This window comes from Thalassolituus sp. UBA2009 (genome assembly GCF_002335285.1).
In the GTDB taxonomy this organism is placed as follows: Bacteria; Pseudomonadota; Gammaproteobacteria; order Pseudomonadales; family Oceanobacteraceae; genus Venatoribacter; species Venatoribacter alkanivorans.
In genome coordinates, this window is sequence record NZ_DDCJ01000028.1 from 842 (window position 1) to 11,128 (window position 10,287).

The 10,287-nt window shown below is 52.3% G+C and carries 10 protein-coding genes and 1 pseudogene; 3 read left to right on the forward strand and 8 right to left on the reverse strand.

Annotated features, from left to right (window positions below; all coding sequences use genetic code 11):
- The 3 genes and pseudogenes from B3P58_RS03210 to B3P58_RS03220 form a co-directional block, all read right to left on the reverse strand.
- Positions 1–368 (reverse strand): annotated as a pseudogene (locus B3P58_RS03210) (arsenic resistance protein); the annotation flags it as partial.
- Between the two features lie 3 nt (positions 369–371).
- On the reverse strand, positions 372–836 hold the full coding sequence (locus tag B3P58_RS03215; RefSeq protein WP_286716055.1) for an arsenate reductase ArsC: 465 nt from the start codon (positions 834–836) through the stop codon (positions 372–374).
- A gap of 18 nt (positions 837–854) precedes the next feature.
- A complete protein-coding gene (locus B3P58_RS03220) occupies positions 855–1,193 on the reverse strand; it encodes a metalloregulator ArsR/SmtB family transcription factor (protein WP_349676557.1) in 339 nt (112 codons plus the stop codon).
- Between the two features lie 227 nt (positions 1,194–1,420).
- Here B3P58_RS03220 and B3P58_RS03225 point away from each other — a divergent pair, with 227 nt between their 5' ends.
- On the forward strand, positions 1,421–2,701 hold the full coding sequence (locus B3P58_RS03225; RefSeq protein ID WP_145468159.1) for a saccharopine dehydrogenase family protein: 1,281 nt from the start codon (positions 1,421–1,423) through the stop codon (positions 2,699–2,701).
- 97 nt (positions 2,702–2,798) lie between these two features.
- On the forward strand, positions 2,799–3,659 hold the full coding sequence (locus tag B3P58_RS03230) for a PA4780 family RIO1-like protein kinase (protein ID WP_145468157.1): 861 nt from the start codon (positions 2,799–2,801) through the stop codon (positions 3,657–3,659).
- A 117-nt stretch (positions 3,660–3,776) separates the two neighbouring features.
- On the opposite strand, the gene B3P58_RS03235 is transcribed toward B3P58_RS03230, so the two are convergent.
- From B3P58_RS03235 to B3P58_RS03245, 3 genes are all read right to left on the reverse strand, one after another.
- Positions 3,777–3,986 carry a cold-shock protein gene (locus B3P58_RS03235; protein WP_145468155.1) on the reverse strand — a complete coding sequence of 70 codons (210 nt, stop codon included), beginning with the start codon at positions 3,984–3,986 and terminating at the stop codon, positions 3,777–3,779.
- Positions 3,987–4,217: 231 nt separating this feature from the next.
- A complete protein-coding gene (locus B3P58_RS03240) occupies positions 4,218–5,171 on the reverse strand; it encodes a glutathione S-transferase family protein (RefSeq protein WP_286716058.1) in 954 nt (317 codons plus the stop codon).
- 69 nt (positions 5,172–5,240) lie between these two features.
- A complete protein-coding gene (locus tag B3P58_RS03245; protein ID WP_225690602.1) occupies positions 5,241–5,687 on the reverse strand; it encodes a DoxX family protein in 447 nt (148 codons plus the stop codon).
- Positions 5,688–5,816: 129 nt separating this feature from the next.
- Between B3P58_RS03245 and B3P58_RS03250 the strand changes: the two genes are divergently transcribed.
- Positions 5,817–6,716 carry a LysR family transcriptional regulator gene (locus B3P58_RS03250; protein ID WP_286716060.1) on the forward strand — a complete coding sequence of 300 codons (900 nt, stop codon included), beginning with the start codon at positions 5,817–5,819 and terminating at the stop codon, positions 6,714–6,716.
- 64 nt (positions 6,717–6,780) lie between these two features.
- On the opposite strand, the gene B3P58_RS03255 is transcribed toward B3P58_RS03250, so the two are convergent.
- Both B3P58_RS03255 and B3P58_RS03260 read right to left on the reverse strand, forming a co-directional pair.
- The gene (locus tag B3P58_RS03255) at positions 6,781–8,814 is read right to left on the reverse strand and encodes a bifunctional 2',3'-cyclic-nucleotide 2'-phosphodiesterase/3'-nucleotidase (protein WP_286716061.1); all 2,034 of its coding nucleotides are present in this window, start codon (positions 8,812–8,814) and stop codon (positions 6,781–6,783) included.
- Between the two features lie 271 nt (positions 8,815–9,085).
- Positions 9,086–10,033 (reverse strand): MBL fold metallo-hydrolase, encoded by a 948-nt coding sequence (locus B3P58_RS03260; protein ID WP_286716062.1) that lies wholly within the window; start codon positions 10,031–10,033, stop codon positions 9,086–9,088.
- Positions 10,034–10,287 lie beyond the last annotated feature (254 nt).

The window sequence follows — 10,287 nt, forward strand, 5'->3', positions numbered from 1 at the left end:
ACGCCGAGCAGAATCATCCCGGCAATGTATTCACTGGCGGTCTGGGCATCGACCAGCCCGGCGAAAAAGACTTTAAAAAATAACCAGCCCAGCAAGGCCATGCTGAATGGTTTAATCAGCCAGTTAATCACCAGCGTCAGCAGCAATCCCTGTGGCTTTTTACCGACATTTTTAATAGCCGAAAAATCAATCTGAATCATCATCGGATAAATCATCAGCCAGATTAACACCGCTACCACCAGATTTACCCGCGCCACTTCCAGCGCCGCAATACTGGCAAACAGATCAGGCAATAACAGCCCAAGCACCACACCCAATACCATGCCGGCGCCTACCCACAGGGTTAAAAAACGTTCAAAAATACCCATAATTCAGACTCCGCTCTGCTGCTGAAATAAATGCTGAATATCGGCCGCTGTTTTATCCGACCAGTCGATTGCGCTGAGCGCACGAATACGCTCACGTAAAACAGCCGCAACCTGATTAAACGCCGCGCTCTGTTCGGCCTCCGGCAATTTTGACGGATCGGGTAATCCCCAGTGCACTTTGATGCTGTTGCCCATCCACAGTGGGCAGGCCTCTCCGGCGGCACTGTCGCAGACGGTAATCACCACATCCGGGGCGAAATCTGCAAAGTCATCCCAGCTCTGGCTGCGCAGATCATCGCTGCGGATTCCCTGCTGCTGCAGAAAATTCAGCGTACCCGGATACACCACACCCGCCGGCTGACTGCCGGCGCTGCGCACCTCGAAAACGCCGCCACTTTCTGCGCGGCAAATGGCTTCCGCCAGAATGCTGCGGCAGCGGTTATGGGTACAAACAAATAGCAATTTCATAAAAATATCCGGATAGGCTCAGCAACAGGAAGACGAATTTGCAGCAGTCAGGGCACTGCAGCGTTTGACGTAAGGGGCAATAAAATCATGATTAGCCGCCAGCGTGGTGGCGATCACCTCCCCGGCCCATAGCGGCAGTTGCGGATGCAGACGGTAATACACCCACTGGCCGCGTTTTTCACTGCTGAGTAATTGCGCCGTGCGTAATTGCGCCAGATGGCGGGAAATTTTCGGCTGACTTTCTTCCAGCGCCGCCATTAAATCGCACACACACAGCTCGCCATGCTGTTGCAACAACAGCACCATCACCAGCCGGGTTTCATCATTCAGACACTTGAACAGGGTTAACGGGTTCACGACTCTTACCAGCAGAAATATCTGGAAAATCATATATATGTTTTTTCATATATACAATCACCAAACGCATCCTGACCCGGATGCCACCTTCAGCGGTCTTCCCAGCCCTTACATTCCCCCGCTTTTACAGGTAACTTGCCTGCTTCTGATAATAAAAAGCGTTGCCGTTAGCAGGGTTTATCGACCCTAACGCAGCAGCCCAAAAGAAAATAACAAGGAGCCCAGCTATGACAGCCACCAGCCCTGATACGGCCACACCTCATTTCGATCTGATTGTATTTGGCGCCACCAGTTTTGTCGGCCAGATTCTGACCCGCTATCTGGCGGAAACCTACGGCCTTAATGGCGAACTGAAATGGGCCATTGCCGGCCGTTCAGAAAGCAAACTGCAATCGGTGCGCGGCAGCCTGGTGCCGGTACTGGGAGACGAGGCCAAACACCTGCCGATTCTGCTGGCCGATGCTGCGCGCGATGAGCAGGTGCGCGCCCTGTGCGAACAGACCAATGTCATTGTCTCCACCGTTGGCCCTTACGCCCTGTATGGCGAACCGCTGGTCAAAGCCTGCGCTGAAAGCGGCACCGACTACTGCGATTTAACCGGCGAGCCACAGTGGATCAAACGCATGCTGGAAAAATACGAAGCCAGCGCCAAAGCCTCCGGCGCACGCATTGTGCATTGCTGTGGCTTCGACTCAGTGCCTTCCGATATGGGCGTCTACTTTCTGCAGGCCGAAGCGCAAAAGGCCTGGAACGGCAAAACCGCCAGCCGCATTAAAATGCGCGTAAAAGCCGCCAAAGGCGGTATGTCCGGTGGTACCGTGGCCAGTATTATCCAGCTCACCAAAGAAGTGATGGCCGATCCGGCACTGCGTAAAGAACTGGCGAACCCCTATTCCCTTTGTCCGCCGGAGCACGGTTTCCGCGCCCGCCAGATCAACCAGAAAGGTGTTGAAAAAGACACCGACCTGCTCAGCTGGTCTGTGCCTTTTATTATGGCCGCCATTAATACCCGCGTGGTGCACCGCTCCAACGCCCTGCGCAACAAACTCTATGGCGACAACTTTATGTACGACGAAGCCATGCTTACCGGCGGCGGCGCCAAAGGCTATGCACTGGCGGCGGCACTGGTTGGTGGTATGGGCACCTTTATGATCGGTGCGGCGTTAAAGCCCAGCCGCTGGCTGCTGGAAAAATACGTACTGCCCAAGCCCGGTGAAGGCCCGACACCAAAACAGCAGCAGGAAGGCTATTTTGATATCCGCTTTATCGGCCGCAGCGACGATGGTCAGACCATCATTACCCGCGTAAAAGGCAAAGGTGACCCGGGTTATGGCTCCACCGCCAAAGTACTGGGCCAGGCGGCCAGCGGGCTGGCGCTTGATTTTTACCGCGACGGGAAAAAGTGCGATCGCGAAGGCGGCTTCTGGACTCCGGCCTCCATGTTTGACGAGCGTTTTATCCAGCGTTTGCAGGAAAAAGCCGACCTAACCTTCGAAGTTCTGGCCTGAAACTCCAGCAGCATCAACCGCTTAGCATCCTGCTGAGCGGTGGATGCTGCGGCTCCCACCGATTCCATCTGCCCCTTATCTGGGGTATAACACGCCGATGAAAATACCAAAACGATTACAACCCCTGGTGGATGATGGTCTGATCGACGAAGTCATCCGCCCGCTGATGAGTGGCAAGGAAGCTTCTGTTTACGTAGTACGCTGTGGCGACGAAATCCGCTGTGCCAAAGTGTATAAAGAAGCTGATAAACGCAGCTTCAAACAGGCTGTGCAGTATCAGGAAGGCCGTAAAGTCCGTAATTCAAGGCGTCAGCGCGCCATGGAGAAAGGCTCAAAATTTGGTCGCAAACAGCAGGAAGATGCCTGGCACAACGCCGAAGTAGAAGCGCTGTATCGTCTGGCCCGCGCCGGCGTACGGGTTCCTGCGCCCTATGGCTGTTTCGACGGCGTACTGTTAATGGAACTGGTCACGGATGAGGCCGGTAACGTAGCACCACGCCTGAACGACGTCGCAATGAGCGAAGAGCAGGCGTTGGAAGATCATTACGAAGTCATGCATTACGTTAAATTAATGCTGGTCGAAGGTCTGGTACACGGTGATTTATCCGAATTTAACGTTCTGGTAGACGATTACGGTCCGGTGATTATCGACCTGCCGCAGGCCGTGGATGCCGCCGCCAATAACCATGCCCGCAGTATGCTGCAGCGCGACGTCGACAATATGACCAATTACTACGCACAGTATGCGCCGCAATTAAGCGGTACACGTTATGCGCAGGAAATGTGGGCATTATACGAAGAAGGCGAATTACTGCCCGACACCGAACTCAGCGGCGAATTTGCCGACAGTGAAGAAAGTGCCGATGTGGCTACCGTACTGGATGAAATCAAAGCCGTACTGGCTGAAGAAGAAGCACGCCGCGCACGCCTGAAAGAAGCAGAAGAAGGCGACGACTGATAAACAACGTTATTTTTTAAAAATATTCAGGCACAAAAAAAGCGAACCTAAGGTTCGCTTTTTTTCTCTCAGATATTTAATTCTTTATCGTCCCGTCGGACAGATAAAGACAAATACTTACAGAGGGATAATGTCTTCTGCCTGAGGACCTTTCTGGCCCTGAGTAACAGTAAACTTAACTTTCTGGCCTTCAGCCAGAGTTTTGAAACCAGTACCAGTGATCGCTTTGAAGTGAGCGAAAACGTCTGGACCGTTTTCCTGTTCGATGAAACCAAAACCTTTAGCTTCGTTAAACCATTTTACAGTGCCGGTGATTTGATTAGACATAATCAATATTCCTGTTTTTTCAAAAGTTGGATGGCCAGATGGCCGGTATGCTGGAAGATGTACAAATAACTTATGAAAAACAAAACAGGATGAAGAGCTTCTGCAGATTGCTCAGAGACTGAGACAACATTGCGGGGCGGACATCAAGCGGTGACCATAAATATAAGGACGAACTAACAAGCTGGGGGCAGTCTATACCTATCCCCCACCCTGTCAACGTTTATTTTTCGATCAGTTCAGAATACTGTCCGGCCCCAGCGGCACAATACCCGATGGGTTAAGTGCTTTAACCGAATAGTAACCCGCCTTGATATGCTCAATATTCACCGTTGCCGCCACGGCCGGTAAGGCAGCAATACGCTGCATATAGCTTTGTAAAGCCTTCATACTGCGCAGCGTATTACGGTTGCACTTAAACAGACCGTGATAGGCCGCATCAAAGCGCACCAGTGTCACAAAAGTGCGGATATCGGTTTCTGTTAAAACATCACCCAATAAATACGCCCTGCCATCAGACAACTGACTTTCCAGCTCATCCAGCATCGCGAACACACGCAGATACGCTTCTTCATAAGCTGCCTGCGATGAGGCAAAACCGGCCTGATAGACGCCGTTATTAAGCTCTGTGTAAATGCGCGCATTCAACTCATCGATTGTCCCCGCCAGCGCCTGCGGATACAGATTCAGCGTATTACCGGTCAGATGATCAAAAGCACTGTTCAGCATACGCAAAATATCAGCCGACTCATTATTCACGATGGTGCCGGTCTTTTTATCCCACAACACCGGCACCGTGGCCCGCCCGGTAAACTGGCTGTCAGCACGGCTGTACAGTTCATGCATATACTGTGCGCCGTTAAGCTCATCGGTATCGGCACCCGGATAACCACCAAAGGCCCAGCCCTGCTCCGTCAATACCGGATTCACCACACTGACGCTGATCAGTTCCTGCAGTTGTTTTAACTCACGCACCATCAGCGTACGTGATGCCCAGGGGCAGATATAAGCCACGTACAGATGGTAACGCCCGGCCTCCGCCTTAAAGCCGCCATCACCCGTTGGCCCGGCACTGCCATCGGCGGTGATCCAGTGGCGGAATGACGATGTCTGACGGATAAAACGCCCGTCTTCATCTTTTGCCTGCACCGGCTGCCAGTCGGCAGTCCACACACCATTCACTAACATAACGACCTCCCGCCGCACGATTATCTGAAAAAGAAAGCCCGCCAAAGCGGGCTTGAGAATGCATTAAACTCAGCGCAGACGCTCCGCCAGCACACGGTCAACCGACAGTGCACCACCGCCCTGAATCGCCAGCGCAACGGTTACTGCAAAAAGCGTCAGCGCGTATTCGTAGCCGTTATTGCTCATAAACAGGCCATTGCTGATATGCACACTGAAGATCGCGATCAGCATGGTAAAAGCACTGACCACTGCCGCCGGACGGGTAAGCAGACCGAAGACCAGCGCCAGACCACCGAAGAACTCGGCACTGCCAGCCAGTAAGGCCATCAGGTAACCCGGTTCCAGACCGATACTGGCCATCCATTGTCCGGTGCCTTCCAGACCGTAACCACCAAACCAGGCGAACAGCTTTTGCGAACCGTGAGCGGCCAGAATCAGGCCAACCGGAATACGCAGGGCCAGTGCGGCCAGACCTGCATTGGTGTTCAGTACGCGTTGAATAAGTTGAGTGTTCATAATGTGCTCCCGACGTAATGTGTTTGGGCTGAGGGGAATTCCTCACTGCTTGAATCCACTGTAGTTGTTTTCATTTTGGCGATAAATATCGCTATCATTGTTTAATTATCAACAAAATGAAGATAAACAATGGATCGCATCGACAGCCTGAAAGCCTTTGTTGCCGTAGTCAGCGAGGGTTCCTTTGCCCGCGCCGCCAAACGGCTTGATCTGAGCCCGCAGCTGGTCAGCAAATACGTGTCGCAACTGGAAGCGCATCTGAATACCCGCCTGCTTAACCGCACCACCCGTCAGGTCAGCATTACCGAGGCCGGCAGCGCCTGTTTTCAGCGCGCGCAGCAGATACTGGCCGATATGGATGATCTGGAAAATCAGCTCGGCGAGCTGCAGAACACAGCGCGCGGCGTATTACGCATCAGCGCGCCGGTATCCTTTGCCATCAGCCATCTGGCAAAACCGCTCACCGAATTTCAGGCGCAATGGCCGGATGTGCGCATCGATCTGCAACTGAACGACCGCAAGGTGGATATTATTGAAGAAGGTTTCGATATTGCCCTGCGCATCGGCCGCCTGCAAAGCTCGTCACTCATTGCCCGACGCATCGCACCAATAAGACTGGTGACCTGCGCCTCGCCGGAATATTTAAAACAGTACGGAACCCCACAAAGCCGCGCAGAGCTGAAAGACCATCGTTATCTGCATTACAGCTACGCCACGGAAGAAACCATTCTGGTGCCCGGGGCCGGTTTAAGCGGCCAGCTTAACAGCGCCTTTCAGGCAAATAACGGTGATGTATTAACCCAGGCAGCCATTGCCGGTGCGGGCATTGTGGTACAGCCCACCTTTATTGCCGGGCCGGCGATCCGGGAAGGAAAACTGCAGGTGATTTTACAAGGCTCAGAACCTGAAGCCATCGGCCTGTATGCGGTGTATGCGCACCGCCAGTTATTATCCGGCAAGGTGCGTAGTTTTCTCGACTTTATCAGCGATTATTACGGCGACATGCCCTACTGGGATAATTTTTCCTGACGAACGCTCGCCTGCAATAAAAAACGGGAGCCGCTGGCTCCCGTTTTTAATTCGCCGATAAAACTTATTGCAGATTAATATTGTAAACACCAAAACCATCGGCATCAGTGCTGTTATAAGTAACAGCGGCGTTACCGGCAGCAAAGGCTTTTGCCGAGTCTTTTGCCGAACTTCTGAACACCACGCTGGTATTGCTCAGCGAGGTAAACGACCAGTTATTATCAGCGGATGGATCAAAACCCGTTACCGGATTCTGTTCGGTCATGGCGATCAGATAATCGGCAACGGTCTGACGGTTTTCGTTCGGTGCATCAATTACAATTTTATCGCTGCTGACACCAGGGAAATGACCACCACCACCGGCACGGTAATTGTTGGTGACCACCAGAAATTCATCGGTATCGACAATAGCGGCATTGTTATAACGGACATTTTTAATACGGTTGTGCGCCGCGTCAATCAGATTACCGGACACGTCGTAACGCGCTTCCTGACTGACATCAATCTCGTAGGTAATGCCGTCAATCACATCAAAGTTATAACTTGGGAAACTGGCATTAATCAGTTCAGAACCTGAGCTGCCAGGCACGATGGTATTAAACTGACCGGCTGACATTTCCAGCCATTCTTTAACGTCCGCACCGGTGAGCTTCATCACCTTCAGCGTGTTCGGATAAATATACAGGTCGGCCACATTACCGTATGACACATTACCCGCACTCAGATCGGTAAAATCATCGGCACCACCACGTCCGGCACGGAACGGCGCACCGACCGACAGAATTGGCAGGCTGGCATATTCCGTACCCGCAACAATCGATTCCACGTACCAGGTCTGGGCATCGGTGACGACCTGAATAGACGGATCATCCTGCACCAGCGCAAAAAAGCTGTTTACCGGTGCCGAGATTTTGGCAAAAGGCTCACTCACCCACTGACGTACATCGGCATGATCCGCCGCGACCGCCGCTTCAATGCCGGCATGATTCGCCACCAACGAGGTAACAGAGCGGTCCGGATTGCTCTGCGAAATGGGTTTAAGGGTCGACTGGCTGTCGCTTACCTGCCATTGGCCATCCGTATTCAGCGCCAGCGTCATGTCGATATAACCCAGATATTTCCCCCAGTAACCAGGCATAACCGCCGGAATACCGTTTAATGTTCCTTTAACATTATCGATACCGGCAACGTTATCGTAACCGCTGTCACCCGGGAAATTACGATGCGCATGGCCGAACATAATGGCGTCAATACCTTCAACCTGCGACAAATAAAGGCTGGCGTTTTCTTCGCCGCCGCTACGGGCCTCGGTGGTAATACCGGAGTGCGCGATGGCAATAATAATATCGGCACCTTCCTGCTTCATTTGCGGAACATAGTGCCTGGCCATATCGACGATGTCTTTGGCAATTACCCGCGTTTCCAGATTGTTTTTATCCCACTGCAGAATCTGTGGCGGCACAAAACCGATATAGCCAATGGTCAGAGTATGAGCCAGACCTTCGCTGTCCAGCACCTGCTTATCCTGCAGCACATAAGGCTTAAAGTAAGGAATATCGTTCGTGCTGTCGTTGTCGGCATCATCAAAGAAAACGTTGGCGGAGATATAAGGAAAACCGGCATCGTCCAGTGCTTCTTTCAAGAAAGGCAAACCATAGTTAAACTCATGGTTACCGATGTTCGCCACGTCATAATCGAGCAGGTTCATCGCTTTATAAATCGGGTGAACCTCATTGGTATTCAGCCCCTTAACCTTGGCAACATAATCACCCAGCGGGCTGCCCTGCAGTAAATCACCGTTATCCACCAGTACACTGTTTTTCACTTCTGCACGGGCGGCATTGATCAGCGACGCCGTTTTCACCAGACCGACCGTGTCGTCCTGCGCGTTCTGGTAGTAGTTGAAATTCATGATATTGGCGTGCAGGTCGGTGGTTTCCATTACCCGCAGGATAACGGTAGCAGCCTTGCCAGCAGCATCTGTATTGCCGCTGTTGCTATTGTCGCTGTTGTCATCGTCAGAACCACAGGCCGAGAGCCCCAGAGCAACGGCAGAATACAGGGCCAGACGGAGAAAAGGTGTACGGGTCGGTTTCATGGATCGGGCTGTCCTTGGTGGCAGAAAGCCCATGACACTAAAAGAGTTTAATGACAGTAAAGTTAATAGAAAATAACAGAATTAAGTCTGCGCCATGACAGCACAGCCAATAGAATTTATCTGTCAGAAACAGCAACACAGATAAACCAGACTGCAAGTGACACCAGTCACCTGCAGTCGCGCTTATACCGCGTCAGACTCATAGCAGAAGGTTAATGCCTGAGAGTTGATGGCGAAGAGTTAATGACGGAAAGTTGAGGCAGAAAGCTGATCACGATAAGGCTTCCTGACGGCTGAGCCAGACCTCAAGCCCCTGCGCATTAAGCCGGGCATCAGTCGCCAGCCAGCGCCAGCGGAGGGCGTCATCCAGCGCCGGATTCAGCTCTCGCGCACGGTCCATCAGCCAGTCAAGAATGGCAGCGGCCATACGTTCAACCCGCCCTTCTTTTTGCTCTTTTTCGGATTCAGCGATAGCCACAAAGGCATCCAGCGACGCCAGCAGTTGCGCCACATTAGCCTCATCAGCAGCAACCGGGCCGTAATGGGTGAGATACACCGCCGCAGGTTCCAGCGCAGCAATCCGCTCAATACTGGCACGCATCGCCTGCGGATCAAAATGCACCGGCGTGGTGGTCACAAACAACAGCACATCACCCTCTTCGGTATCAAAAATACGATATGACACACCAAAGGTGTCGCCACTGAACAGCGCATTGCTCAGCGAATCGTGAATGCACACATGGTGCAGCGCGTGTCCCGGCGTATCGAAAAAGGTAAAGGTACGGCCATTAAAATTCAGCGTAAAACCCTCGGCCGCCTCAACCACCCGCTCTGCGCTCACCGGAATTAACGCACCGTATAATTTGCGGTAATTTTCTTCGCCGTACACCGCCATGGTGCCGGCTTCGAGTTTTGCCGGGTTAATAATATGCGCCGCACCGCGCGGATGAACCACCAGTTTGGCGTTCGGGCATTGTGCCATTAACGCCCCGGCACCAGCGGCATGATCGAGATGAATATGGGTAAGAATAATCCAGTCGAGATGCTCAGGCGTTAACCCCAGTTCGGCAATCGCCGCCAGCACATGCGGCACCGTATGGGCAGTGCCGGTTTCAATTAACGCCAGACGATCCCCCTGACGGATTAAGTAGACACTGGCCAGACCGTGCGCGACGTAATCGGCGTCGATCTGCATAATGCCCGCCGGATGCTGAATCATAATACTCTCCTCTGTTTGACTGACAGACTAAACAGCCCTGACGCTGTATACCATGACACATTAGTCGGCTGTCAAAAGTCGGCTATCAACAGTTCGCTTTAACGGTCGGCTTTATTTGAGTACCGAACCAGCAATCTCAGGCTTTCCGTAAAAACGGGACAAACCCCATATCCGGTATAAGACAAGTAAAGAAAAGTATCGCTTTGCAAGATAGCACCTGGAAATAATTTAAATTCCGCCAGCTTTGCATATAT